The sequence below is a fragment of the Synoicihabitans lomoniglobus genome, assembly GCF_029023725.1.
GTDB lineage: Bacteria > Verrucomicrobiota > Verrucomicrobiia > Opitutales > Opitutaceae > Actomonas > Actomonas lomonigloba.
The window spans coordinates 3,356,269-3,382,567 of record NZ_CP119075.1; the positions used below are offsets into that span (position 1 = coordinate 3,356,269).

At 60.4% G+C, this 26,299-nt stretch carries 16 protein-coding genes; 10 read left to right on the forward strand and 6 right to left on the reverse strand.

Translation table 11 applies throughout. The features are described from left to right. Nucleotides 1-159: 159 nt before the first annotated feature. Complete coding sequence (locus PXH66_RS13035) at nt 160-3,057, forward strand: DUF2339 domain-containing protein (RefSeq protein WP_330928608.1); 2,898 nt, start codon at nt 160-162, stop codon at nt 3,055-3,057. 15 nt (nt 3,058-3,072) lie between these two features. On the opposite strand, the gene PXH66_RS13040 is transcribed toward PXH66_RS13035, so the two are convergent. Beyond that, entirely contained in the window at nt 3,073-3,612 is a 540-nt protein-coding gene (locus tag PXH66_RS13040) for an MOSC domain-containing protein (RefSeq protein ID WP_330928609.1), read from the reverse strand. Between the two features lie 128 nt (nt 3,613-3,740). Here PXH66_RS13040 and PXH66_RS13045 point away from each other — a divergent pair, with 128 nt between their 5' ends. Together PXH66_RS13045 and PXH66_RS13050 are read left to right on the forward strand one after the other, a co-directional pair. Continuing rightward, complete coding sequence (locus PXH66_RS13045; protein WP_330932033.1) at nt 3,741-5,045, forward strand: TonB family protein; 1,305 nt, start codon at nt 3,741-3,743, stop codon at nt 5,043-5,045. After that, a complete protein-coding gene (locus tag PXH66_RS13050; protein WP_330928611.1) occupies nt 5,032-5,814 on the forward strand; it encodes a hypothetical protein in 783 nt (260 codons plus the stop codon). The genes PXH66_RS13045 and PXH66_RS13050 overlap by 14 nt, the downstream gene beginning before the upstream one ends. A 25-nt stretch (nt 5,815-5,839) precedes the next feature. On the opposite strand, the gene PXH66_RS13055 is transcribed toward PXH66_RS13050, so the two are convergent. Continuing rightward, a complete protein-coding gene (locus tag PXH66_RS13055; protein ID WP_330928612.1) occupies nt 5,840-6,193 on the reverse strand; it encodes a DUF2200 domain-containing protein in 354 nt (117 codons plus the stop codon). Between the two features lie 434 nt (nt 6,194-6,627). Here PXH66_RS13055 and PXH66_RS13060 point away from each other — a divergent pair, with 434 nt between their 5' ends. From PXH66_RS13060 to PXH66_RS13090, 7 genes are all read left to right on the forward strand, one after another. Next, the gene (locus PXH66_RS13060; protein WP_330932034.1) at nt 6,628-7,548 is read left to right on the forward strand and encodes a phosphate/phosphite/phosphonate ABC transporter substrate-binding protein; all 921 of its coding nucleotides are present in this window, start codon (nt 6,628-6,630) and stop codon (nt 7,546-7,548) included. Nucleotides 7,549-7,670: 122 nt separating this feature from the next. Continuing rightward, complete coding sequence (locus tag PXH66_RS13065; RefSeq protein WP_330928614.1) at nt 7,671-8,567, forward strand: PhnD/SsuA/transferrin family substrate-binding protein; 897 nt, start codon at nt 7,671-7,673, stop codon at nt 8,565-8,567. A 344-nt stretch (nt 8,568-8,911) separates the two neighbouring features. Continuing rightward, on the forward strand, nt 8,912-10,336 hold the full coding sequence (locus tag PXH66_RS13070; protein WP_330928615.1) for a TolC family protein: 1,425 nt from the start codon (nt 8,912-8,914) through the stop codon (nt 10,334-10,336). Between the two features lie 70 nt (nt 10,337-10,406). Beyond that, nucleotides 10,407-11,408 (forward strand): PhnD/SsuA/transferrin family substrate-binding protein, encoded by a 1,002-nt coding sequence (locus PXH66_RS13075; RefSeq protein WP_330928616.1) that lies wholly within the window; start codon nt 10,407-10,409, stop codon nt 11,406-11,408. A gap of 86 nt (nt 11,409-11,494) precedes the next feature. After that, nucleotides 11,495-12,421: a phosphate/phosphite/phosphonate ABC transporter substrate-binding protein gene (locus tag PXH66_RS13080; protein WP_330928617.1), complete on the forward strand. Its 927-nt coding sequence runs from the start codon at nt 11,495-11,497 to the stop codon at nt 12,419-12,421. Further along, on the forward strand, nt 12,418-14,640 hold the full coding sequence (locus PXH66_RS13085) for an ATP-binding protein (protein WP_330928618.1): 2,223 nt from the start codon (nt 12,418-12,420) through the stop codon (nt 14,638-14,640). Before PXH66_RS13080 ends, PXH66_RS13085 begins: the two co-directional genes overlap by 4 nt. Further along, the gene (locus tag PXH66_RS13090) at nt 14,637-16,781 is read left to right on the forward strand and encodes a hybrid sensor histidine kinase/response regulator (RefSeq protein WP_330928619.1); all 2,145 of its coding nucleotides are present in this window, start codon (nt 14,637-14,639) and stop codon (nt 16,779-16,781) included. Before PXH66_RS13085 ends, PXH66_RS13090 begins: the two co-directional genes overlap by 4 nt. A gap of 45 nt (nt 16,782-16,826) precedes the next feature. Here PXH66_RS13090 and PXH66_RS13095 read toward each other — a convergent pair whose 3' ends face one another. From PXH66_RS13095 to PXH66_RS13110, 4 genes are all read right to left on the reverse strand, one after another. Next, nucleotides 16,827-19,433: an ATP-binding protein gene (locus PXH66_RS13095; RefSeq protein ID WP_330928620.1), complete on the reverse strand. Its 2,607-nt coding sequence runs from the start codon at nt 19,431-19,433 to the stop codon at nt 16,827-16,829. Between the two features lie 287 nt (nt 19,434-19,720). Beyond that, the gene (locus tag PXH66_RS13100) at nt 19,721-23,860 is read right to left on the reverse strand and encodes a PAS domain-containing protein (RefSeq protein ID WP_330928621.1); all 4,140 of its coding nucleotides are present in this window, start codon (nt 23,858-23,860) and stop codon (nt 19,721-19,723) included. Between the two features lie 299 nt (nt 23,861-24,159). Next, on the reverse strand, nt 24,160-25,260 hold the full coding sequence (locus PXH66_RS13105; RefSeq protein ID WP_330928622.1) for an Ldh family oxidoreductase: 1,101 nt from the start codon (nt 25,258-25,260) through the stop codon (nt 24,160-24,162). Between the two features lie 12 nt (nt 25,261-25,272). Next, nucleotides 25,273-26,259, reverse strand: a complete 987-nt coding sequence (locus PXH66_RS13110) for a phosphoglycerate dehydrogenase (RefSeq protein ID WP_330928623.1) — start codon at nt 26,257-26,259, stop codon at nt 25,273-25,275. Nucleotides 26,260-26,299: the final 40 nt, after the last annotated feature.

Sequence of the window (26,299 nt, forward strand, 5' to 3'; positions counted from 1 at the left end):
TACAGTCGTGAAACTTTCAGCCCGCCCTGACGGCGCAACGCTATATTCCCCGACAGTTCAGCTGGCGCCACCCGCCATCGGGGGCCACCCGATCGACACCAATTAGTTACATTTGAAACCTCGACGCTACGACGTCGCGGCGCTGAAACGTCGGCACCGATGTTTGGAATGATATGCGCCGCCGGCTTTTTGACCGGCATCACGTGGGGCGGAGCCGCCGTGGCGCGTCGCTTGGTCCCGTCATGGTGGCAGGAAGCCTGGCCGGTGTTACGGCTGGCGCTGGCGATCGCCGTCGGTCTGCTGGCCGCGTTTCCCGTGCTGGCGGTTCCCGCTTGGTTTGGCGTCTTTTCGCCCCCGCTGATCGGACTGGGCGGTTGGATCGTCACGTGGTTTTGCCGCCACACATGGCGCGCCGCCGCGTCATCGTCCGTTCGCGGTAATCGCGTGCTGGCTGCGGCCGCATCGGGCCTCATCATTTGGAACGGCGTGTTCGCCACCGAGAGTATCTTCTCCGGCCGTGATCAGGGCGTGTATTCCAACCATGCGGCCCATATCGCCCGCACCGGCGAATTGCGCGCCGACGCGATGTTCGAAGGTTTGTTCGAACCGGGAAATTTCGGGTTGGCCTCCGGTTCTCAAGCCGGGGGCTACTTCTTCGATACGGCGGCGAAGAACATCTATTTTCAGTTCGCGCCGACATTTGCGCTGTATCTCGCGCAAGCCTTTGGGATCGGCGCATTCTACGGTCTCTTCGCATTTAATCCCTTTCTTTCCGGTCTCAACGCCCTGCTGTTCTTCGCGCTCGCGCGCCGACTGCTAAGTCCACGGATCGCAGCTCTGACCACCGCCTATTTCGCGCTCAATATCAGCCAAATCTGGATCGTGCGCATCACCCTCAGCGAGGTGCTCACCCAGACGTGGCTGCTGGCGGGCTTGGTCCTGCTGCACCATGCCTTGTCGCGGCTTGATCGCCGCACCTTCACTTCCGGGGTGGTCCTGCTCGCAAGTTGCACGCTCGCTCGGGTCGACGCCTATTTGATCATCATTGCGATCTGCGGACTCGGGCTCTATCTGGCCCAGCTCCCGGATGATCATCCGCACGTCGACCGGCTGCGGGACATGGGTCGCCGCGGCACGTTGACCGCCTTGGTCATCAGCTTGATCGCATTGGCGTGGGGATACGCCACGTCGCCGGGATATTATGCCGATTTCAATCTGAAATTGGGCATGATGGTGGGCTGCGCCGGCGTCCTCGCCGCGTTGGCCTGGGTGCCTCTCGGCCCCCGTTTTCGCGCCCGGCTGCACGCCGGCTTGGCCCGACGGGGAGTCTGGGAGGGCGGGGTCATCCTACTCGCCATCGCCGCTGGCTACGCCGTCTTCGTGCGACCACATGTTGAACCGTTCGCCGACTTCGTGCCGAGTATGGGCCAGCTCGGCCGCGACTACCGCGAAAACAGTCTGAAAGACCTCGGCGCCTACCTGTCGCTGCCGGGCATGGGTTTCGCGCTGGTGGGACTCGCGGTCGCGCTGCGCGGGGTGTTGCAAAAAAGGTCGCTCGTGCTGGCGCCCTTTCTGGCGGTCTGGTTTTCCTACTCGCTTTTGTATTCATACAATCCCTACATAAGCGTGGACCATATTTGGAAGATCCGCCGGTTTGTGCCGATTGTTATTCCCGGCTTCGTATTGCTCGCCGGGATGGGCTTGGCCGCCACGCTGGCGCGTTCCCCGTCACCGCGGTGGGCCGGACGAGGACTGGGGGCGGCCGCGATCGGTCTGCTGGGGTTTCTGGCGTTCAACGCTGCGCCCATCGCCTTCACCAAACTCAATGGCGGGGGCGTTGCTTTCATTGAACGCATTGCGCGCGCCATTCCGCCTCACGCGTTGGTCGTGACCAACGTCTACATTCCCCTCCTCGGTCCCCTGCAACTCGTCGAAGGGGTGGAGATGGTGCGCGCCTTGCCCGACGTGCCCGCGCAGCAGGCTCAGGCGAAACAAGTGGTCGATCGGGCGCTGGCGGCCGGACGCATCGTCATGACCCTGAGCACCACCCCCTGGACCTCTCAGTCCGAGAAATCGGCGCAACGGTTCAGCCTCACCCATCCCACGTTGGCGCGCACCACCAATCCACCACCCCGTGAGATCAAACCGCGCACCCGCCACGCCTATCTGGCCCGGCTCAGTCCGTCCGGTCTGGGATTCGAACCCACGGCATCGACGATTCGTCTCGGTGCTCACCCCCTGTATGGCGTGGCGGAGTCGGGCTTCCTCGGCACGGAAACTTCGGGCGGAAACTCGTTTCGTTGGACCACCGGGGATGCGCGTTTGCGTTTGCCGGGAAGGTTTTCCCATCCGCCGTTGAGTGCGCGGGTGGATATCGTCGGAGCCGGTCCCGATGGCTCGCGCGTGCAGATCTCAATTGGTGGTAAAGTGGCCTTTGACGAGATGGTTCCTGCGTCGGGCGGAGTCTTCGCGCTCGATGTCGCAGCAGTCGACTGGTCTCAACCCGAGGTGGAGATCGCCGTCCGGAGCGGCACCTTCGTCCCGTCTCAAGCCTACCCGGACTCCACCGACGATCGCACCCTTGGGGTGAGGCTCGCGGGAATCGACCTGCGCGTGCGCCCGGCTGCTTACGAGGGACAGATCACCCTCGGTTTTCGGCGTCGCACCGACGTGCGGGAGGCGGGCCTGTATTTACCGGAAACCATCAAAGGCCAGGATGCGCGTTGGACCGACGGCCACGCCACGTTTGAGATGGACTTCGGTGACGCCACGCAACCTCGCCAGCTCACGATTTCCACCGTGTCCATCCCGCCCCGAGGCACCAGGCTGCGCGTGCGGTGGAACGGGGTTGAGGTTGAGGACGTGGACCTGTCCGACGCCGCCAACAGCGTCGTGGTGGACCTGCACGACCTGCCGCCCTCTCGCCACGCTAGACTGGAGATCATCAGCGACGCGTTCGTCCCGGCGGAGTTTTACGAAAACTCCGAAGATGCCCGTTCGTTGGGCATCATGATCGCCCCTCTGCATCTCACGCTGGAGCCGGTCGAAACCCCGTGATCAATCCGCGATATCTCAGCTGATTTTACGAATGGTGTCGCCGACGCGGATCACGCCGCCTTGCACGATCGTCGTATTGATGCCGCGCAAATTGAGCGCACGCCCCGACGGCGAATTGACAAACTTCATGGCATCGAGACCGAAGCGACTGATGAACTTGCTGCAGCCGGTGTGGGGTTCGGCCGTCACTTCCACGACGGCTTGATCGCCGATCGCCACGCGCGTTCCCGCCGGCAGGTTGACCTCGCCGATATCGAAATCGACATAGAGTTGATCTCCCGCCAACGCCCACCGGTCCCGCGACTGCGCCACGAGTTGCGCCGCGCGCGAGTTCATGAGGGTCAGCTGGCAATCACGATTGGCTTTCCCCTGACTCCAATTGTCCCCGACCAATCCCACCTCCACCGACAACTCGGCTTCATCGAGCAACTCCCGCTCGTCGGTGACCGGCCGCCGCGCAATCATCTCCAATTTGCCCTCGTCCGACGAAGCCGCTGCGATTTCCGGCAACCCTTCGACGAGTTGATCGTGATTGAGATGAATGACGGTGCTCATGGTGGGCGTAAAGGAATGCAAAATGTGAACGGCCGTCACGCCTCCATTCGCAACCACCGCCAACGCCTGTTTAAAATTCCTGGAACTTTATGTGCGATTCCATCTGCGGCGGGTGCTACAGAGCATTGATGGAAGACGACGCCCAACTGCTCCACCGGTTCAGCGTGCACCGCGACCAAACAGCCTTCGCGACGCTGGTCCGTCGTCACCTTGATTGGGTGTATTCTGCGGCGGTGCGGCAGCTCAACGGCGATACCCACCTCGCTCGCGACGCCACCCAGCTCGTGTTCACTGCCCTCGCCCGCCATGCCGCGAAACTCGCTACTCATCCTCGTCTGAGTGGCTGGTTGTTCACCACCACGCGATTCACCACCGCCAAACTCATTCGCACCGAACACCGACGCCGCGTTCGTGAAGCGGCCTCCGCCATGTCCGAACTCACATCCGACCACGACGCCAACCACGCCGACTGGTCACGCCTGCAGCCGATCGTCGACGCGGCTCTGGCCGAACTCTCCGACGACGATCGCGACGCCGTCATCCTCCGATTCTTCGAAAACCAGGACTACACCACCATTGGCGCCCGGTTCACCGTTTCGCCCAACGCGGCCCGCATGCGCGTCGAACGCGCCCTCGATAAACTCAATACCGTGCTCTCGCGCCGGGGCATATCGTCAACCGGTGCCGCCCTGGGCGCGGTATTGGGCACGCACGCACTCACCGCCGCCCCCGCGGGACTGGCCGGCACGATCACGACCACTGCCATCGCCGGATCCGGGCTCGCCGCAACCACCACCCTGTCCGTCATCACCATGCTCAAAGCCCCCCTGATCGCCACCACCATCGTGCTCGCCACCGGCGGTGCCCTGCTTTCCTTCGAGAATCAACCTCCGGAAAATCGGCGCGATTCATCGGCTACGCCTCCTCGCCCGCCACCTGCGCTTTCCGACACCGCGACGCCAGTCTCAATCGAACCAACGCCGAATTCCGTCCCGCCGGTCACCGACGCTGACTATGCCTCGCTCCAACACGAGGTCACCACGTTGCAATCACGACTCGCCGCCTTGGATCAAGAGGCGGTGACCAAGCTCCCCCGGGTGGCACCCCCGGGAAAGGTTTACAGCATCTCGGAGCTCGATGTGGTGCCCAAGCCCGATATGCGCGTAAGGCCCGCCTACCCCAAATCCCTCCGCGACGAAGGCGTGGAAGGCCAGGCCGTCATCGCCATCACCATCGATGCCGCCGGTGAAGTGCGCGACCTCGAGACCCTCAGCGCCACGCACGAAGCATTCGCCGAGGCCGCGCTGGCCGCAGTCGTGGGCTGGACGTTCCAGCCGGGAGAGCGGGCCGGACTCCCGGTCAACGCGCGGGTCAATATTCCGATCAAATTCACCACCAGCTCCGAAAGCTCTCCCGTCGATGACTGGTTCTAGTCTGCGACAACTCGCTTGGTTGCTACCGGTGTTGGTGACCGTCGGACTATGGTTCAAGTTGTCGGCGATACGGGCCGACAACACCGCCCTCCACCACGCGGACACCACGCCTCCTGCCCCGGAAGTCGCTCCGCCCCATCCGGCCACGCCCCGTCTCACCGCCCCGGTCGGCATCGAGCATCAAGACTTCGACCGTCTTCGTCAGGAGCTCGCCCACCTGCGCCAGCGTATCGCCCGCCGGGAACGCCAGCTCAATAAGCAGATCGCACCCACGGAGGGGGAAGCGCCGCCTCCGCCGAGGCTTGGCGACGCCTTTCTACCACCCGAGGCGTGGCGCGACACCGGCGTCGACACTCCTGCCGCCCTCATCGAAACCGCCTTGTGGGCTGGCGCCGGTGGAGACGTGCAACGCATGGCCGCCTTGCTGGCATTTGAACCCGATACGCTCGAATCTGCCAACGCCTTGTTCGCCCTCCTGCCCCCCGGACTGCGACCCGAGCACGCCGATGGCCGCGACCTGCTCACCCTGCTCTCGGTCGACGCCGTTCCCCTTCAACCGGCCAAACTCGCCGGAGAATTCTCGCTGCCGGACGGAGAACACGCCCTCGTGGTCCAGTTCCAACCGCCCACGCCGGCCGACGCGACCCGACCACCGCTGCGTCACGTCAGGATCAACGCCCGGCGGGACGATGCCACCGGCAGTTGGCGACTCGTGGTGCCGCAGTCCGCCGTATCTCGTTTCGCCACGACCCTGGGTCTCGATCCTTAAGAAGACCCGAGGCCAAAACTTCCCGTCAGGACCGCAGGATTTTTTCCATCGCCTTACCCTTGGCCAACTCGTCGATCAGTTTGTCCAAATAGCGAATTTCCCGCATCGTCGGCTCTTCAATTTCTTCGACTCGCACGCCGCAGACGACGCCTTTGATCAGCGTGCGGTCGGGGTTAAGCCGAGGGGCATCCCGGAAAAACGTTTCGAAGTCGGTTTGCTGCTGCAATTGCGCCTCCAACTGCGGCTGGTCGTAGCCGGTCAGCCAACGGATGATCTCATCCACTTCGGCTTTGAGGCGTCCCTTTTTCTCCGCCTTGGCGACGTAAAAGGGATAAACGTTCGCAAAGCTGGTGGTAAAAATGCGGTGTTTCGTGGTCATTGAAATTTGGGGAATCGGAGCATGCCTGAAGATCCGGGGCGGGAGTCCGACGCAGAGGACGACAGCGGCTTTAAAAGGCCGCGCCCGTCCGGTCAATCCCGGTGAGGGTTACTTCCCAGCTTGTCTACGTTGGTTCCGCTTTTGCGTGCGGCCGACCCACTCTTCTCCGTGTAAACCCAGTTCCTACGCGGAGAGCATCGCGTGGAGAAGTTCCGACCGAGCTAAAGCCGACGCCTAAACCAACCGATACTCTCTGCCATGAAATCATTCTCTCGCCGCTGGGGCCGAATCACGGCCCCGCCTTTGCAACGACCGCGATTCGCGTTCGTGCTGCCCCTCAAGACGTGAGGAGAGAGGATACACGTTTCGTTTCCGCTCTCGTTCCCACGGTGGCAAAACACCGCCGGTGGATTCTGATATTGCGGGCCTTGGTCATGATCATCGCATCACTGGGTTGCCCCCACACGCTTGCGGCGGAGCCGACCGACGTGTCACCAGAAACAGAGTCGACGCTTCGTTTCGCCTATTCCGGCCAGATCATGCAAGGCGTGAACATCAACGATGCGCAGGCCGCAATCAAAGTGTGGGCGGCGACCATCGTGGGGGACTGGGATTTCAAGGTATCCGCCGATATCGGCATCATCGACGGCGTTCCCGCCATCATCGCCGCGATGAAAGAGAACCGGATCGATGCAGTCATCGTAGCAACCGACGAATATTGGGAAACGCGCAAACACGTCCCCATCGGGCCCTTGTTGGTGGGATCAATCGATGACGACTTTGATGAGGAGTATATCGTGTTGGTGAACAACGACAGCGGCTTTACCACGCTCGCGGACTTGGCGGGTCGCAATCTGAATATCTGGCGATCGCTGCGCACGTGCCTCGCCTCGCAATGGCTCGAGGTCGCGCTGTGGGACGAAGGGCTGGGCTCGGCCGACACGTTCTGGGCCGAACGCATTGAGATCCGCAAACTCTCGCAAGTCGTGCTACCCGTTTTTTTTGGCCAAGCGGACGCGTGTTTGGTCACGCGACGCGGGTTCAAACTCATGAGTGAGCTCAACCCCCAATTGGGACAAAAACTCACCGCCATCGCGGTATCGCCACCGCTCGTGCCATCCATTTCCTTCTTCCGCGGCGATTATGACTCCCCGATGCTTTCGCGCATTGTGGCAATGTTGTCGGATGTCTCGAGCTCCGAAGCCGGGCAGCAAACCCTCACCTTGTTTCAGCAAAACAACTTGATGCAGTGCACCCCTGCCGATCTCGAAATCACGTGCGCTCTGCTCGATCGCTATGAGGCCGTGCGAAACGGCCGCACCGTGCCGTCGGCGAAGGACCAAAACTCCCCATGATGCGCACCTCGTATCGCCCTGCACGCGTCACATTCCAGTCGTGGCCCACGCTTCGCAAACGCAGGCGCGCGTGCGGCGGCGCGTGGCTGACGAAATTGACGTGCTCCGCGCTCGCCTTCGTCATGTTAACTTTCTCCGCACGAGCCCAGGTTGAGCCCGGGGCGGAACCGTTGGAAATTCTTCGCATCGGATTTTCCGCGACCGTGTTTGAAGGCATCAACCGCAACGATGCCCAAGCCTCCATGAAAGTATGGGCCGACACCATCGTGGCGGGGAGCGGAATCGCCATCGACCCGGAACTTTTGGTCCTCGAATCCCCCGCTAAAATGGTGGCCGCGATTCGGGAGCAACGGATCGAGGGCCTAACCCTTCCTTCGGACGAATTCTGGGAGATTTGCCAGCACATCACTCCCGGACAGATCACCGCCGGCACCACGCAAGGCACCATCACCGAAGACTACCTCCTGCTGGTCAACCGCACCAAGGGCATCAAATCGCTGCATCAATTGCGCGATCAGCCCTTGCGAGTGTGGAAATCGCCGCGCAACAGCATCGCCCTGAAGTGGCTCGAGGCCGAACTCCTGGAAAATGGTCTCGGTAATTTGGATACGTTTTTCAGCTCGATCGATCACAACGCGAAAATGGCGCAAACCGCCCTGCCCGTGTTCTTCGGTCAACCCGGCGCCGCTTTGGTGACCCGCGCGGCATTCGACATCATGTGCGAGCTCAATCCTCAACTCGGACGCACGCTGGATGCCATTGTGGTATCGCCCCCGCTCGTCCCGTCGGTGTTCTTTTTTCGGCGCGACTACCACTCCGCCAATTTGAATCGCATGATCGAAATGGTCGCGCACGTGAACGACACCCCCACGGGCGCGCAGACGCTGGAACTGTTCCAACAGGAGAGTATCTTGCCGTGCGATATCACCGATCTCCAAGAGACACTCACGCTGTTTGAGCGGCTGGCAGAATTAAAAAAACGTCCTCCGGCGGTCGCAACAACGGCGACGAACCCGTAATCGCAGCTCCGGTTTCAGTTCCGGGTTTTAGCACTGAAATCGTCATAGGTAATATTCCTTAGGTTCGAGTAAGCTAGTTCCTCTTTTGCTACCAGGCGGTCGAGGCGTTGCTCTCAACGCTTGGCCGACGGCGGTGTCCCCCCCGGCGTTCCCGGCGGCTAGCGTAAACAACCCAGCTTCGTTCCTAAAGTTTCCGGGGCCACCGGCCGATAGAATTCACCATGCACGTCCATTTTCCGACCGGAATCACCTTCCCACTCAAACCAGGAATTATTTCATCCTTACTGGGGTTGTTCGTGGCGGTCGGCTCCCCGCTACCAGCCCAGGACGGGGGCGACGGTCCCATGTCCACTTTGACGTTGGAGCAATGCATCGCGTCGGCGCTGGAGCACAATCACCGACGCCCGGCGTCGCAGTTCGCCGTCGCCATGGCCGAGGCTCGCCACCAACAAGCCATGTCCGGCTATTGGCCGCACGCCACGCTCAAAGCAGGCTACGAACGCTTGGACGAGGCACCCAATTTCATCTTTCCGGCATCGCAGATGTATGTGCCGCCGCAATCGGTGCAAGTGCCCGCCGGCACGGCCCTCATCAATGTGCCCGCCGGAGTGCTCGCGCCGGTCGCGGTGCAGCTGCCGGTGTCCACCCCCGCGCAAACCGTCAACACGGACGGGCTGCTTTTCCCCATACCCGAGCAGGACATCAAGCTGTTGGATCCCGAGGTCATCGCAGCATCGGTCGACGTCACCTGGCTCGTCTACGACGGCGGCATGCGTCGCGGTTTCCGCGAGCAAGCCCAGGGTTACAAGGACATGATGACCCAGGAGGCCCGTCGCACCGACATGGAGATCATCGACAGCGTCAAACGGCTCTACTTCGGCGCCGTGTTGGCCCGCCGCTTGAACGCCATCGGCGGCGAAACCCTCGAACGTATGGAGGCCACGCTGACCCTGACCGAAACGATGTATAAGGAGGGATCGGGCACCGTCAAAAAGACCGACTACCTCGACAACAAAATCATGGTCGAATCTCTGCGGGCCATGCTGGCGCAGCTGGAGAAAAACGAAGCCATGGCACAGGCCGCACTGGCATTCACCATGGGGCGTCCGTGGCAACACAGTGTCGTTCCCGCCGATGAGGATCTCCCTTGGCTGCCCATCTCTCCGGACCTCAATAATCTCGTCTCCGCCGCCTACCAGTTCAGCCCCGACTGGGGCAAACTGGAAGCCGGTCTGCGAGCGGCCGAAGGGGCCGAGCGCACCGCGCGCAGCGGCCACCAGCCCAAGGTGGCGATCACCGGCAAACTGCACCGCTGGTGGAATGACTCCAACTCGGGCGCAGCCACGTCCGCCAACAAGTCCGGTTACAGCTTCGGTATCGGGTTCGAGGTTCCGCTCTTCGATGGTTTCATGACTCGCGCCAAAGTCTCCGAAGCGCGGGCGCGCCTCAATCAGGTTCGTGAGCAGGAGTTTCTCCTGCGCGAAGGCATCGGCCTGCGGGTGCGCGACATCGTGCTGGGAATGTCCGCCGCCGAAAAATCACGCCAATCCACTCATGAAGCCATGACAGCCGCCAACGAGAACCGTGACCTCAACACGCGCGCTTACCAGGCGGAGTTGGTAGAGACCGAAAACGTCATTCGCTCCCAACTGATCGAAGCCCTGATGACCGCCCAACACTACAAGGCACTTTACGATCACATCGCGTTGCAATCGCAGCTCCAATTGGTCGTGGGCACCGAAATTCGCGGAAGGTTGGTCCGGGAATGAAGCTTTCATCGCAACGCGTGCGCAGGCGAGTGCAGCCGCCCGCCTCCCCCCGGGGCTAGGAAACACGACCATGCCCGAAACCCTGACCAACCCTTGTCTTTCCGCTCGCCGGGCGCACTTGCGCACGGGCACGTGGTCGCGTGGTCGGTGGGGGCTGATCGTCGGACTCTGGTTGACGGGGTGCAGCATTGGTCTGCTTTCGGCCCAGTCGAAACCGTCCGGCGAAATCATGCGCTTTGGGTTTTCCCAAAGTATGTTTGGCGGCGTGAACACCAACGACGCGCAAGCCGCCATGATGGTGTGGGCCGACACGATCGCATCGGAGAGAGGTATCGCCGTTTCTCCCTCGGTGTTGTTTCTTGATGACGTGCCCGCCATTGCCCGGGCGCTGGACGATCATCGGGTCGAAGCCGTGACCGTTACGGTCGCGGAATACTGGGAAATTCGCCAATCCAAGCTCATCGGCCCTCTGATCATGGGGGCCGCCGACGAAGATCTGGAGGAAGAGTATCTCCTGCTGGTGAATATCGACGGAACCGTAAAATCCCTCGCCGATTTGAAAGGACGTTCACTGAGCGTTTGGCAGTCCGCCCGGACCGGTATCGGGGAAACCTGGTTGGAGGTCCAAGTGCTCGAGAACAACCTCGGCAACCCCGCCTCATTCTGGGGAACGGTCAACAGACACACCAAGTTGTCCCAAGTCGTGCTGCCCGTTTTTTTCGGTCAGGTCGCCGCGTGCCTGGTGACCCGCAAAGGGTTCGAAGTGTTGCAGGAACTAAATCCGCAGCTGGGGCGCAAACTCGTTCCGATCGCGCGTTCGCCCGCCTACATTCCGTCGCTGTTCTTTTTTCGCGGTGATTTCCATTCCCCCAACCTGCCGCGGATGATCGAAGTATTTGTCGATGTAGGAAACGCGCCCGCCGGTCAGCAAACGCTTACCCTTTTCCAGCAAACCAACCTGATGGAGGGCAAACCCGCCGATCTCGATGTGACGTGCGCACTCCTCGATCGGCACTACGAACTGACCACGGGATCAAAGCCGCCACCGCCATTCGCAGGAGACACACCATGAATGGGTGTCACATGACAACTCACACCTCCGCATTGAGCTGTGACCGCAGTCCGTCGCCGCGGCGGCGACGTTTTGCACTGTGGGGGATGATCGCGGCCCTAACATTGGGCCCGGGCCAGACCGCGGCGGCGAGTTCACGACCCGCCCCCATTCCCGCGATCGAACCCGAAACCGCCAAAGCCCAACTCCGGGTGGGAATTAGCCGGGTGGCGTTTCGCAATACCAACATCAACGACGCCACCGCCGCCTACCGTTTGTTCCTCGAACAAATCGCCGCCCGGAATGGATACGACCTCGATGTTGAAACGGAGATATTTGACGAAGCGCAGGGTTTCGGCGCCGCATTGCAACGAACGGAGAATCCCGTGCACATGAGCATCATCGTCGCGATGGATTTCCTGCAGCTCGCCCCCGGGGTCGCCCAGCAGCCCATGTTTGTGGTCTCCGAAGGCAGTTCACCGGGCCGCCACTTTGTGCTGCTCACCCGACGCGATCGGGGATTTGACAGTTTGGCAGATCTCAAAGGCGAAACGCTGGTCAACTACAACGTGGGTAATGGTCGACAAGGTTGGAATTGGTTGAACGTGCTGGTGGCGGAAAATGGACTGGGGGCGATTCCCCGGCACTTTGGTGCCGTCCATCATGCCACCAAACCGAGCCGGGTCATCCTGCCCGTATTTTTCGGCACCAAAGCAGCGTGTCTGGTCGACGCCCCCAGTCTCGAACTCATGGGCGAATTGAATCCCCAAGTGCTCCGCAGCCTGCAGACCATCGCACGATCGGAGCTACTGGCCGACGTGGTGATTTGCGTGGGAGATCGCGGTTGGCCCACCGCTAAACATCGGACCGATACCATTGATGCGATTGCCGGTCTGGCCGAAACCAGCGCCGGCCGACAAATCATGACGTTGTTCAAGATAGACCAGATTTTGCCCTACGAACCCGATTATCTTGATAGCGTCCAATCCTTGCTCGCGCGCTCGGCCGCGCTTCGACCGGAAGGGACGCTATGACGGTTTCCACCACCCCCAAACGCAGCATGGGGATCACCCTGCGCACGGCTCTGCTCTCCTGGCTGGTGACCATCCTGACCCTGCTGGCTTTCATCGTGGTGATCGTGCCCCAGCAGAAACGCACGTTCGTGGAGAGTCTGGAATCGAAGGCCCACAGTGTGGCCGTTTCCTTGCGCGATGTCGCCGCCGGCGCCGCCATTAACGAAGACTACAGCAGCGTCGTCGATCACAGCAAAGAGATGATCAACGGCGACCCTTCGCTGGCCTACATCATCATCACCCGGAACGATGGGTTTTCCCTCATTCACGATCGCGAGGGGTGGCGGGCGGAAACCGACGCCGGCCCCGAGTGGCATCCCGACAACCGCGAACCGTTCGGGGACATCGGTGTGGTCAGTCTGTTTGGGAAACGGGTCTACTACTACTCCCAACCGTTCGACTACTCCGCCATCGAATGGGGCTGGATTCATGTCGGCCTCTCTCTCGAGAGTTACGATCGCAACGTCGCCGACCTTTATCGGACCACCGTTTGGCTGAGCATCGTTTGTATTTTCGCCAGTTTGATCGCATCGGTGATCTACGCCAAACGCCTCGTGCGCCCCATCCTGGCGCTCCGCCAAGTCGTCCAGAACGTGGCGCGCGGTGATCTGAGCGACCGGGCCACGATTCACCGCGGAGACGAAATCGGCGCCCTGTCCCACTCCGTAAATTCGATGACCAAGGCCCTGCTCCGCCGGGACCTGATTTTGGGTAGCGTGCGGTTTGCCGCCGAAAAATTCGTGAGCACCGATCGTTGGGAAAGTGTCATCGAGGAGGTTCTCGCGGAACTCGGTGTCGCGGCCCAGGTTTGCCGAATTGTGATCTACCAAAAAATCACCGATGAGTCCGGCGATATGCAGCTCGTATTGCGCCAGCGCTGGTTCGCGCCTCGCTACGCCCAGTCTCCCTTCTTTGCCTTGCCGGCCGAAACCGTCCATCCTCATACGGAGGGTTTCGATCAATGGATCCAGCAACTGGAAGACGGTAAAATGATTCTTTCCCAAACCTCCGAACTGACCGGGTCTCCCCGCGACGTCATGAACGAGAGCGGGGTCAAATCCATCATGGTCATACCGATCACCGTGGACGGAAAATTTTGGGGGTCGCTCAATCTCGAGGAGTGCTCACGCGAACGCACCTGGGAATCCGCCGAGCAGGACAGCCTGCAGGCCGCCGTCGACATGCTCGGGGCCACCATCGCCCGCCAATACGCTCAGGACGAGTTGCTCCACGCCAAGAACACCCTCGAACAACGCGTCGCCGAACGCACTCAGGAACTCGTGGCCGAAGTCGGGGCCCGCAAGCAAGCCCACGCGGAGCTGGCCGAAGCGCAACAACGTTTGATCCAGGCTTCCCGTCAGGCCGGCATGGCGGAAATCGCCACCGGCGTCCTGCACAACGTGGGCAACGTGCTCAACAGCGTAAACGTATCCAGTTCATTGATGCAGGAACGCCTGCTGAACTCTGAAACCAAAACGCTCGCCCGGGTCGCCGGCCTGCTGGAGGAAAATCAGGACGACCTCCTGACCTTCATCCACGAGGACGAGCGCGGACGTCGACTGCCCGCGTTCCTGATCAAGCTCTCCAAGCGGATCGAGCACGAACATGCGTTCTACTTGGAGGAGCACGATCAACTCGGACGAAACATCGAGCACATCAAGGAGATCGTTGCGATGCAGCAGAGCTACGCCAAAGTCTCCGGCCTGATCGAGCGCGTGTCCTTGAGCGAACTGATCATGGACGCACTTCGCATCAACATCGGCACATTCGACCGGCACGGCATCGAACTGATCCGCCAGTTCGACTTCAATCCCGTCGTGACCATCGACAAACACAAGGTGCTGCAAATTTTGATCAACTTGTTACAGAACGCCAAATACGCGGTGCAGCAATCAAACCGCCCGACCAAGACCATCACCATTTCCACCGTCCAGGCGGGGGAAGACCGGGCGCAGATACGCGTCACCGACAACGGCATCGGCATCGAACCCGAAAACCTCGCCCGCATTTTTTCCCACGGTTTCACGACCAAGCAAAAAGGTCATGGTTTCGGCCTGCACAGCGGAGCCAACTTCGCCCGGGAGATGGGCGGAAAACTATCAGTTGCCAGCGACGGGGTCGGGCGCGGAGCAACCTTTACTTTAGAACTAATACTCTCTGCCCAGAAGGATTCATCATGAGCCACTCCCATCACCAGCCCAACAAGCGCATCCTTGTGATTGATGACAATCGCGCGATTCATGACGACATTCGCAAGATTTTGATCAAATCGACCTCGGAAGAAACGAAAGACAAGGACGCCATGTTCGAGGACGAAAAATCGCTGCTGTTCGGCGAGAGTGCGCCCAAGGTCGAGGCCACCTCATTCGAGATTGATTCCGCCTACCAGGGGGAGGACGGACTAAAGTTGGTGCAGGCGGCCGCCGCCTCCGGTCGCCCCTACGGCGTGGCTTTTGTGGACGTGCGCATGCCTCCGGGCTGGGACGGCGTCGAGACCATCACCCAGATTTGGCGGCAGCACCCGGACATCCAAATCGTGATCTGCACGGCCTATTCCGACTATTCCTGGGAAGAGATGATTCACGAACTCGGCCGCACCGACAGTCTGGTGGTGCTGAAAAAGCCCTTCGACAGCATCGAAGTGCAACAGCTGGCCCACGCCCTGTCCGAGAAGTGGACGTTGCACAACGAGCTCGAAACCAAGCTGCACGATCTGGACGACCTCGTGATCAAACGCACGGGCGAACTGGAGCAATCCAACACGGACCTGCTTCGGGAAATCGACGAACGTAAACAGGTTGAACAGGCGTTGCGTCATTCGGAGGAACGATTTGCCAAAGCCTTCAGTGCGAGTCCGATTCCGCTGTCGATTCAATCGCAGCGCGACCTTCGCTATGTTGATGTAAACTCCCGTTTCGCCGCGCTCACCGGCTACCCGCGCGAAAGCTTGATTGGCTTTACCCCCGCCCAACTCGGCCTGTGGCAATCCGACCACTCGTCCGAGGAACAGCACGAACAGGGTAAACGGCACCCCCACGATCAAGCTCGGGTTCTGAGCACGCAAAGTGGAGAAAAACGCACCGTATTGATCTCCATCGAAGAGTTCGAAATGGAGGGCGAAAACTTCATTCTCGCGAGCACGCAGGACATCACTGCGCAGCTGGAACTGGAGGACCGCCTGCGCCAGCGCCAACGCCTGGAAGTGGTGGGCCAACTCGCGGGGGGAGTCGCGCACGACTTTAACAACATCCTCACCAGCATGATGCTCAATCTGGAGTTCATGCGCGTGACCAACCGCGAACCGGAACAGCAATCACCGCTCAACGATCTGCATGCGATGATGAAGCGCGCCGCCAAGATCACCAGTCAGTTGCTCATGTTTGCGCGCAAACAATTCGTCGATCGCCAACGGTTTGAACTCAACTCCGCGATCGGTGACTTGCTCAACCTGCTCAATCGCACCCTGGGCGAACACATTGAACTGCGTTCCGAGCCCTCCCCGGGTTCGCTGTGGATCAACGCGGATACCAACATGCTCGACCAAGCGGTCATGAACCTGTGCCTCAACGCCCGCGATGCGATGCCCGAGGGCGGCACGCTCACCATCAGCACCGCGGCGGTGCAAATCACCCATGCCCGACCCGCCACGGTTTCGGAGGCCCGGCCCGGCTCCTTTGCCTGTATCACCATATCCGATACCGGAACCGGCATGTCGGCCGGGACCCTGCAGCATATTTTCGAACCCTTCTTCACCACCAAGGACATCGGTCACGGCACGGGACTGGGGTTGGCTTCGGTCCATGGAACCGTGCACCAACATGAGGGTTGGATCGATGTCGATAGCACTGAAGGCAAGGGAAGCTCGTTCGCTCTCTATCTCCCTCTTTTGCCCCGGATCCCCCCTCGCGCCCCGACCGCTGCTTCCGCCGTGGACACCATGCCGCGGGGTGATGAGACCATCCTGCTGGTGGAGGACGAGGAGAGCGTGCGCCGTGTCACCACCATACTGCTCCAACGTCTCGGCTACACGGTATTGACGGCCAACAACGGACATGAAGCCCTCCGGGTGTTCGCGGAAAACAAGGAATCGATCGACTTGGTTTTCACCGACATCGTGATGCCCGACGGCCTGAGCGGAATCCAACTGGAGGAGCGAATCCGGCACCAAAACCCCGCCATGAAAGTTGTGCTCAGCAGCGGCTACAGCGACGAAATCATCAAACAACAGGATCGGCAGGGCACCAAAACCGTCTTCCTCGCCAAGCCATTCGAAGCCCGCACCGTCGCTCATGCGCTCCGGAAGTGCCTTGACCAGAAGTGACCTGGCGGACGGGGAGAGACGGGCCAGTCGTCGTCCCCCCGACCGCTAGGCCAGTAACTGTCGCACGGTGCGCACCACGGTCTCCGCTTCCGCCGGTTTGGCGATAAATCGCTGGCCGGGTTTGAGGGAGAAATCGTTGTTCGCGACCTCGGGATTGTAGCCCGACGTGAAAAGGACTTTGAGCTCGGGTTTGAGCGCGAGCAATTGGTCGGCCAGGTCCCAGCCACTGAGACCGCCCGGCATGACAATATCGGTGAGCAGCAAGTCGGGAGTCACCTGGGCCTGTTCCCACATGAAGAGCGCATCGCGTCCGCTTCGGGCTTCGATCACGCGGTAACCATACGACTCCAGCACCTTTCTGGTGACCGCCCGCACATGATTTTCATCTTCGACCAACAGGATCAATTCATCGCCCCGTAAACTTTGAGGCGGGGCCGATGCCGCCGGGGTCGTGGCGCGGGGCTCTTGGAGCAGAGGCAAGTAAATGGTGAACGTGGTGCCTCGATCCAGATCACTGGTGAGATCGATCACGCCGTCGTGTTGTTTGACGATGCCAAAAACCGTGGCGAGGCCCAACCCCGATCCCTTGTCCGCCTGCTTCGTCGTAAAGAAGGGTTCGAACACATGGGTTTTGTCCTGGGTGGAAATCCCGCACCCGGTATCGGTCACGGTGATCACCGCGTAGTGGCCCGGTTCGATTTCGAACAGTCCCGAGGACTCGGCGGTGGCCACGAATCGACTGTCCGTGGCGATCACAAGATCTCCCCCGTCGGGCATGGCATCGCGGGCGTTGATCGCGAGGTTGAGCAACAATTGTCCCAACATGCTCGCATCCCCCCGCACCCACAGCTCGGACGGATGCAGCTCGAGTCGCAGATTCACGTCCTCGCTCAGGGTGCGCGTCAACATCTGCGACATGCCGTTGAAGGTCTCATTCAACTCCACGTCCGTCGCTTGCATGGCTTGGCGGCGGCCAAATGCCAGCAACTGCCGCGTGAGTTCCGCCGCTCGCGTGGCCGCTTCCTTGATATCGCTCAACGATTCCGCCATCTCCTCCGGCGTGCTGACCTCGGCGTCGGCCAAGTCGACCTGCATCATGATCGCGGCCAGGATATTGTTAAAATCGTGCGCCACGCCTCCCGCGAGCTGGCCAATCGCCTCCATTTTCTGCGACTGCAGATACTGTTCTTCCAACTGCCGTCGCTCCGTCACGTCGCGATAGTTTAACACCACCGCCCGAATGCCGGCGTCCTCGAGCAAGTTGGTGGCCACACCTTCGATCCACAGCCAACGTCCCGACTTGTGCTGGCGACGCACGCTGAAATTGGTCGGTTGCCCGGGTTGCCGCACCATCTCGTGCCAGGAATGATCGAAGGCGGAAAGGTCTTCCGGGTGGATATCCCGACTAAAGCCCCGCGTGATAAACTCCGTGGGCAACCGGCCTTCAATCGTCGTGATCGACGGACTGATGTAGGTCACATTGCGATCTTCGTCGAAGAATCCGATTCCATCCGCGCTGTGCTCGACCACCGCCAGGAAGCGCCGTGAGACCTCATCGATTTTCGCCTCCGCCTCTTTGCGCTTGGTGATGTCCTGACTCACCCCCCGCGTCTTGATCACGCGCCCCGTTTCATCGCGTTCGACAAAGATACGCACGAACAGATGTCCGGACTTGCCGTCACCAAACATGACCCGGTGTTCGATATCACGGATGTAGTCGGGGTCGGTCGTCTCCATGGCACGTTGGGATTCTGACGCCACCCGACCCATCTCATCCGGAGGGAGAAAACGGCTGGCATAATGATCGAGCCGCATTTCGTAACCGCCCTCGCGCTCCACCGATGTGCGCATCATGCGATAAAAATGGTCGTTGAAGATGAATACATCCCGCACGACGTCGTATTCCCAGTGGCCCATACTGGCCATGGAAAGCGCGTTGGAGAGTTGGGCCTCGCTGTTGTGCAGGGCCTGCGTCGCCGCCGTGCGCTCGATCTGCGTTTGGGTCAGTTCCAGTGCAAACGAGATATCGACCGCGAGTTCATCCAACACCTTGAGCTCATGCTCGTCAAAAAATCCCGGGGTCGGCGCATAAAGGTTGAATACGCCGACAATGACTCCATTGCGCCGCAATGGCAGCGATGCCACGGAGCGGTATCCGCGAGACATGGAAACCTCGCGCACGGCCTCGGCCCGGGGGTCCTCGTAGAGGTCGTTGCACACCCCGTGTTCCCCGTCTTCGAACGCAGCGTGGGTAAAAAAGCACCCTTCCTGTTCCCCTTTAAGCATGGATTGGATGATTTCCATGGTCTCGGTCGACGCTCCCGCATGAGCCGCCACCACGATATGACCTTCCACGTCATCGTGCAGCCCGATCCAAGCCGCAATAAAACGGCCCCGCGCCACCGCGATCTGGCAAGCCGCGGCCAACAAAGCCGTTTGGTCACCACCCCGCATCAATATCTGGTTGGTCTCGCTGAGCACCGTGTAGGTCCGCAACAACTGTTGCAATGGATGCTCCGGGCGCAGGTTTTCCGCCGGGTTCCCGGGACCGCGCCCCGATCCCGCTCCTCCGGATGTCTCCAATTGAGTCAGCTCGTCAGAAGCACTTTTCGGACGATGCGAGTGGGGAGTATCTGAAGACGATGAACTCATGGACGAACCAATAACCAGGGCACTAACTCCACTTTGAAAATACTCTACATGAAGACCTGACTAGCTGTTATCGACGACCTGAGGTCAGACTTAAGCACGAACGCGGTCGGGCCGAAATTAATATTACCGCAAATGTCTTGCTTACCGGAGCCATGCCAGCCCTCGCAAGATCAATTCCGACGAAGCAAATCGACCATGCCGCCGCTACACTAATCGCTCTTCCACTGCATTTTGCATCATTTTCGACGAAACGTTGAATTGTCTCGGCTTCCGGTTGCTCGGAAAAATCAGGCATCCAAGGCCGTTCGCACCATGCGTAGGAGCTGGTCCGCCGAGCATGGTTTCGGGATGAAATTCTGGCGGTTTTTCAACACCATTTCGCGGCCGGCGACATCAGAACTGTAACCGGAGGTGAAGATGACCCGAAGCTCCGGGTATCGCGCCTGCAACCGCTGTGCCAGTTGCCACCCCGTCATCCCCGCCGGCATGACCACATCGGTGAGCAACAGACTGATTTTCTCGGTGGCTTCGTCCATCATCGTCACGGCCTCCGGACCGTTCCCCGCTTCGAGCACGCGGTAACCCTGACGAACTAGCACGGTTTTGGTCAGCTTTCTCAAACTGGGGTCGTCCTCCACCAGCAGGATGGTTTCGGTGCCGCGCTTCAGTTCGGGTAAAACCGGGATCGCGGCGTCGTCGGACTCCCGAACCTTTTCGCTTCGCAGGTAAACCGTGAACGAGGAGCCCTCCCCCGTCTCGCTGCGCAGATCGATCGCGCCACCGTGCTGCTTCACGATTCCAAATACGGTGGCCAATCCCAAACCCGTGCCCGTGCCCGGGGCCTTGGTGGTGAAAAACGGTTCAAATATGCGCGCCTTCACTTCCGGATCGATGCCGCATCCTGAGTCAACCACCCCCAGGGTCACGTAGTCCCCGGGCGGCAGATCCGGTGAGTCCGTGTCACCGTTTTCCGTCAGTGTGATGAGTCCGGTCTCGACGATCAACAGGCCGCCGGTCGGCATGGCGTCTCGGGCGTTCACCACGAGGTTGAGCAACACCTGATCGATCATGCCCGAGTCCGCTCGGGTCAGCAGCGGGGTGGGATGGAGATTGAGTTTGAGGCTGACATCTTCGCCCACGATACGGTGGAGCATCTGAGTCATGTTCTCGACCGACCGGTTAAGATCCAACTGGGTCGTCTGCATGATTTGCCGTCGACCAAAGGCCAACAGCTGTCGGGTCAGGTGAGAGGCGCGACGGGCGGCTTCTTTAATTTCCGCCATGGCCTCCATGTTTTCCGCGGGAGTCGCGGGCTCCTTGGCGCCCAAATCAGCCTGCATCATGATGGCCGCGAGGATGTTGTTGAAATCATGGGCGACCCCTCCGGCCAATTGCCCGATGGCGTCCATTTTTTGCGATTGCCGGTATTGCTCCTCCAACGCCCGGTGGGCGGTGATATCCTGACTCACTCCCCGAATCTTGACGGTGCGGCCCCGCCCGTCCTTCACCACAAATATTCGCACCGCCATTCTCCCCCGACGACCATCCCCGAATCGGAAACCGTATTCAAAATCACGGGTGTAATGTTGGTCGGTCGTCGTCCGCGCTTTTTCAATTTCCGCTTTGATTCCGTCCGCGTCGCCGGGCTCGAGAAAACGCTCAACGAAACGCTCCGGGCTCATGGCGTAACCACCTTCTTGTTCCACGGTGGTCTGATACAGCCGGTAAATATGATCGTTGAGCGTGATCAGGTTCGAATCGATTTCATACACCCAGTGCCCCATTTTGGCCAGCGTCATGGCGTTGGACAACTGGGACTCGCTTTGCAGCAACGCCTCCGTTGCGGCCACTCGCGCCCGCTCCGTTCCCGCCACCTCCAAGCCAAAGGATATGTCCTTGGCCAGGTCGTTCAACAACTGCAGCTCCGCGTCGTCAAAGACCCCCGCCTCGTCGGCATAGAGATTGAGCACCCCGACCACCACTCCGGTTTGGGTCAACGGCAGCGAGGCCATGGCGCGGTATCCACCTCCCCATGACGCCGCACCGGCCACGGCGTCAGGGATGCTGTCGTTGCACACCCCGTGTTCGCCCGACTCCACCGCCACCCGCGTGAACGGGCATTTGATCTGACCGCCGGAAACCAGGGCCGCTACCTGCGCCATGGTATCCTCATCGGCGCCGGCGTGCGCCACCACGGTGAGACCGCCCGCGTCGGCCTCCCTCATGCCGATCCAAGCCAGCACAAATTCGCCCTGCTCCACCGCGATACGACAGGCGTCCTGCAACATCGCCCGCTGATCACTTTCCCGCGTGATCGCCTGATTGATCTCACTGAGCACGAGGTAAACGCGGTTGAGTTTGTAGATGCGTTGTTCGGCCAGCTTGCGTTCGGTAACGTCCTTGAACAGGACCGCCACCTGCCGTTGTTCGGTCGGACCAAACCGAAACGCATACACATCATACCACCGGCTCAACTCTTCGGCCCAATTAACGAGCTGCGCGGACTCCCCCGTGAGTGCAACCCGACCGTAGGTTTCGAACCAATACTCCTCCAAATCCGGGGCCAACTTGCGCATGGTTTCCCCCTCCACGTTCTTCAAGCCCGTTTGCACTTCAAAGGCGGGGTTGGTGACGAGAAATCGAAAATCCACCGGATGATCGTGTTCGTCGAAAATCACATCGATGACGCAAAACCCTTCATCCATCTCGTCGAACAACGTGTGATAACGACGCTCGGATTCCACCAGTTGCGTTTCCATTCGCCGTTGTTCGGTGATGTCCCGCGCCACCACCACCGAACCGATGATGGCCCCGTCTTCATTGCGCATCGGGGCAAAGCTGTAACTGCCCACCCACGACTCTCCCGTGTCCTTGCGGCGCACGCCATATTCCGCCGAGGTGACCGTCTCGCCTCGGAGTGCGCGCGCCACCACCCACATCTTCGCCGGCGCGGGGGTGCCATCGGCCATGAACACATCAAAAATTTCAGGATAGTCGGCCAAGGTGAGGCCGCACTCCGACTCGTGCTTGAAGCGGTGAAAGGTGAGAAACGCGTCATTGAACTCGATCAACCGGCCCTGCGTATCAGTGATGAACAACGCATCCGTCATGCTGGCCAGCGCGGCTTCCATTTGTCGTCGACTCGTCGCCAGGGCTCGCTGCGTTTCTTCGCGGCGGGTGACGTCCTGCGATGTGCCGAATAATCGCTCCGCCTGGCCGGCGGAGTCATAGTGGACATCCATATCGACCCGGACATGCACCACTTCGCCATTCGGTTTGATCACGCGGTATTCGACCGCTTCGTGAGACGACCCCGGGGCCGACGCCAGCCACTGATCCAAGCTGGCCATATGGACCGCCCGATCATCCGGATGGATACGGGAAATCAGCTCGTCCAGGGCCATGTCCGGATCGTTCCGATTCAGCCCCCAGATCCGGTAATGTTCGTCCGACCACGTGATCTTGCCGGTGGCGACCTCATATTCCCAACTTCCGGTCCGACTGATGCGTTGGGCGCGCTCGAGATTGGCGCGGTTATTCGCCAATTCCTGCTCTCTCTTTTTGCGTTCGCTGATGTCCTTCACCACCCCCCAGGCCCGGTCGGCTTTACCCGTGCGGTCGAACGCAAACTCTCCTCTCACTTCCAACCAACGCTGCGGCCCCTCCGGCAGCCGCACCCGGATTTCACATTCCACCACGTGTTGGTCGGTCGCGCCCCGCGTCAAGGTGCGATAAGCGAGATCCAGGTCATCCGGATGAACGCGTTCCAGCAATGCGTTCAAGTCCCCGGAAAACTCCCCCGGGGCAAAACCCCAAATTTCATCGTGCCGCCGCGTGCCCGCGATGTGTCCCGTCACCAAATTCCACTCAAACGAGCCCAAGTCGGAGCCTTCCTTCGCCAACCGCTGGCGAGCTTCATGAGACGCCAGCGCGCGCGTGCTTTTGCGCAGTTCAAACTGTGCCATCACTTGACGACTCAACGATTGCAGAGCCGTCACCTGCGCGGGACTCATCTCACGAGGCTCGCGGTCGATGACACACAGCGTGCCGATGGGAAGGTGCTGCGCGGTCAGCAAAGGAACCCCGAGGTAAAACCGAACATGCGGATCACCGATCACCATGGGGTTATCCGCAAAACGCGGATCCACCGCCGTATCCGGCACCACCATCGCCTGGTCCGATTGGATGGTGTGAGCGCAAAACGAAATGAGCCGCGATGTTTCACGCACTGAAACTCCCAACCGCGATTTAAACCACTGCCGGTCTTCATCGATCAAGGTGATCAATGAAATCGGGGTCCCGCATATCTGGGCCGCCAAGACCGTGATATCGTCAAAATCCCGTTCAGCCCTGGTGTCCAGTTGCTCATACCCCCGCAATGCCTGCAAACGCTCGATCTCACGGGGGATGGGGGCAGGAGCGATCATCTAAAAGAAAGGGAAGCTGACCATCTCACGGTCACCGCTCCCCCGCTGACCCGAGCGGGAAAGCGACGGCGGTTAACACCGGGAAACGGTAATCGGCTGCCAAGCATCATAGGCTGTCGGTGCCCATCGCGCTATGGAAATCGTTCCGCCCAGCCGCGATGCGCGGACTCCATTTTCGCCGGTTTCTCAGACTTCGATACATCCCCACCTATATCGACCGTTCCGCCGCCCACTTGAGTGCTACCGGCACGGCCGCCGCAGCTTTGCGGCCGCGGCGGATTAGTGCGTCCGGGTGGACCCTACGACTCGACCGTTCGCATCGTCGCCGTATTCCATTCCGGTTGGCCGGCTTCCACCGCCAATTCGTTGAATGCGGCGACTTCCGCCGCGCTAAACAACAGACCACCGGCTTCAGCACTCCGCGCGGCGGCTTGAGCTTCCAATTGCCCCGGCAAAATACACGTCTCGTTGCCATGGCTGAGCACATCGTCGATGACGGCCTTGACGTTCGCGGCCTGCGAACGACCGGCCGCGAAATTGCCACAGTTCATGGCATCGGGGTGCCAGACTTGGAAAAAGAAGGTGCAGGTGCCTTTTTCCTCCGGACCGACGTTGGTCCAGCGGTTGCGCAGCGTGGGCAGCGAACCGCCGATGTAAGCGCCGATCAGCTCGTTAATGAGGGAGAGTCCGTAGCCCTTGTGGGCGCCAAAGGGCATCAGAGCCTTCACCTGGGCGGGGTCCGTCGTGATCTGCCCATTCGCATCGACCGCAGCTTGAGGCGGGAGTTGCTTGCCTTCCCGAGCGAGTTGCTGAACCCGTCCCATCGCGATCACCGACGTCGCCCAGTCGATCACGATCGGGTAGCCCAGCGCATCGGTGGTCGGCAGTCCCCACGAATGCGGGTTGGTGCCGAGCGTGGGGAACTTGCCGCCAAACGGCACGACCTCGGCGAGTGAAGCGGTGCAATTGGTGTAAGCCACATAGCCGCGCTGGGCGGCGTCCATCACATACCCACCGCCCCACAGGTAATGGAAGGCATTGTCGACCGAGACCATGCCCACGCCGTATTCATCGGCGAGACGAATGGCCTCCTCGAGCGCCGCGTATCCCGTGGCCTGACCGAGTTTCCGGTTGGCATTCCAGGTTTTGGCCGCCGCAAACCGGGAGGGCTTTTCCTCGATTTCGACGTCGGCCACGCAACCCTGCGAACCCGTGCCAAACAAATGGTCGAGATGCAGCGCTTTGATCCCGTTGTGGGTGCGAATACCATGGCGCGAGGCCGAAGCGCACAACTTGGCGCCGGCGGCCGCTTCCTCCGCATTGAAGCCGCGGTGACGATAGGCCGCCTCCACGAGGGCGTTGTGATCGGATTCAGAAACGATGTAGAAGGTCTCGGGCATGGGGAAAGGGGATCAGTCGAGTTTGCCGTTGGAAAACGGGATGTCGGGGTTCACTTGAGCGAGAGGTTTTTCGCCCCTGGCGACGTTGATGAGATTCTGCACCGCCTTGGTCGCCTGTCGCACGACACTCTCGGCCGTGCGGGATCCGATGTGAGGCGTGACCACGCAATTCGGGAGATTGATCAACGGGTGATCCGCGGGCGGCGGTTCTTCATCGAGCACATCGGTGCCGTAGCCTCCAACCTGCCCTGATTTCAACGCCACGGCCATATCCGCCGTGTGCACGATTTCACCGCGGGCGCAGTTAAGGATCAATACCCCGGGTTTCATTTTGGCCATGGTCTCGGCACAGATCATCTCCCGGGTCTCGGGGGTGAGATTCGTGTGCAGTGAAATGTAATCCGATGCCGCGTAAATATCGTCCACCGACTCGGCCCGCGTGACGTTGTGCGAAGAGGCGAAGGCTTCGTCCCACCACACGTCGAACGCGATGATCTTCATGCCAAACGCATGCGCCCGGACCGCGACTTCCTTGCCGATGCGACCGAGACCGATGATGCCGATGGTCTTTTCCAGCAGCTCATGTCCGGTTTTGCGCTTCCACGTGCCCGCCCGGGTGGAGTCCGTGTGGAACAGCAGGTTTTTCTCCAGGGCCAACAAAAGCAGGAAAGTGTGTTCCGCCACCGTGGTATGATTCACGCCGGGCGTGAACAGCAGCGGAATACCTCTCTCGTTGCACGCGGCGACGTCGATTTTATCCACGCCGATACCGTATTTGGAAATCACCTTCAATCGGGGCTGCGCCTTCTCCAACACCGCGGTTGTGATTAAGTCATCACCACATATGTAAGCATCGATATCACCCACCAGAGCCAGGGTGTCGGCTTCGTTCAAGGGCCCGCGGGCCGTGACGATCTCCCAGCCCGTGTCGGCCAACAATTGATGATGCGGACCAGGGGTATCCTGGAACGAAGTGGTGGTGATAAGAACGCGAGGCATGGGATTGAACTAAGTGGTTAAAATCGGGGGTGAACTTTAC

Coding starts and splice junctions, on each gene's coding strand:
- PXH66_RS13035 (WP_330928608.1), top strand. CDS start 160: ATGTTTGGAATGATATGCGCCGCCGGCTTTTTGACCGGCATCACGTGG.
- PXH66_RS13040 (WP_330928609.1), bottom strand. CDS start 3,612: ATGAGCACCGTCATTCATCTCAATCACGATCAACTCGTCGAAGGGTTG.
- PXH66_RS13045 (WP_330932033.1), top strand. CDS start 3,741: ATGGAAGACGACGCCCAACTGCTCCACCGGTTCAGCGTGCACCGCGAC.
- PXH66_RS13050 (WP_330928611.1), top strand. CDS start 5,032: ATGACTGGTTCTAGTCTGCGACAACTCGCTTGGTTGCTACCGGTGTTG.
- PXH66_RS13055 (WP_330928612.1), bottom strand. CDS start 6,193: ATGACCACGAAACACCGCATTTTTACCACCAGCTTTGCGAACGTTTAT.
- PXH66_RS13060 (WP_330932034.1), top strand. CDS start 6,628: ATGATCATCGCATCACTGGGTTGCCCCCACACGCTTGCGGCGGAGCCG.
- PXH66_RS13065 (WP_330928614.1), top strand. CDS start 7,671: ATGTTAACTTTCTCCGCACGAGCCCAGGTTGAGCCCGGGGCGGAACCG.
- PXH66_RS13070 (WP_330928615.1), top strand. CDS start 8,912: ATGTCCACTTTGACGTTGGAGCAATGCATCGCGTCGGCGCTGGAGCAC.
- PXH66_RS13075 (WP_330928616.1), top strand. CDS start 10,407: ATGCCCGAAACCCTGACCAACCCTTGTCTTTCCGCTCGCCGGGCGCAC.
- PXH66_RS13080 (WP_330928617.1), top strand. CDS start 11,495: ATGATCGCGGCCCTAACATTGGGCCCGGGCCAGACCGCGGCGGCGAGT.
- PXH66_RS13085 (WP_330928618.1), top strand. CDS start 12,418: ATGACGGTTTCCACCACCCCCAAACGCAGCATGGGGATCACCCTGCGC.
- PXH66_RS13090 (WP_330928619.1), top strand. CDS start 14,637: ATGAGCCACTCCCATCACCAGCCCAACAAGCGCATCCTTGTGATTGAT.
- PXH66_RS13095 (WP_330928620.1), bottom strand. CDS start 19,433: ATGAGTTCATCGTCTTCAGATACTCCCCACTCGCATCGTCCGAAAAGT.
- PXH66_RS13100 (WP_330928621.1), bottom strand. CDS start 23,860: ATGATCGCTCCTGCCCCCATCCCCCGTGAGATCGAGCGTTTGCAGGCA.
- PXH66_RS13105 (WP_330928622.1), bottom strand. CDS start 25,260: ATGCCCGAGACCTTCTACATCGTTTCTGAATCCGATCACAACGCCCTC.
- PXH66_RS13110 (WP_330928623.1), bottom strand. CDS start 26,259: ATGCCTCGCGTTCTTATCACCACCACTTCGTTCCAGGATACCCCTGGT.